This window comes from Xanthomonas sp. LF02-5 (assembly GCF_034105325.1).
GTDB lineage: Bacteria > Pseudomonadota > Gammaproteobacteria > Xanthomonadales > Xanthomonadaceae > Xanthomonas_A > Xanthomonas_A sontii.
The window spans coordinates 1-344 of the sequence record NZ_JAXGGF010000025.1 but is presented as its reverse complement, the minus strand read 5'-3'; the positions used below and the strand labels follow the sequence as shown (position 1 = coordinate 344).

The window sequence follows — 344 nt, the reverse complement described above, 5'->3', positions numbered from 1 at the left end:
CGCGCCGGCCTGCGCCGCCGCTGCGCCTGCACCCAGCGCCAGGCTGTCGCCGCCGCTGGCCGTGGCCGCCTTGCCCAGTGCCACGGCGTTGGCCACGGCCGGATCGTTCGCATCGCCCGCCACCGCGCTATTGCCCAGTGCCACCGCGCTGTCGCCGTACGCATTCGCCGCCGCTCCCACCGCGGTGCTGTCGGCACCAGTGGCGGTGCTGTCCGCACCGCTGGAATTGGTATGGACGTATCTCACCGTGTTGCCGTTCTGGAACTGCTGCACCGTGTTGTCGAGCTCGTCCACCTTGGTGCCGACCTTGCCCAGTTCGGTATTGGTGGCATACAGCTGCGAGC

At 69.8% G+C, this 344-nt stretch carries 1 pseudogene; it reads right to left on the bottom strand.

Going from position 1 to position 344, the window contains the following annotated elements:
- Positions 1-344, bottom strand: a pseudogene (locus SLW52_RS21075) (hypothetical protein); the annotation flags it as partial.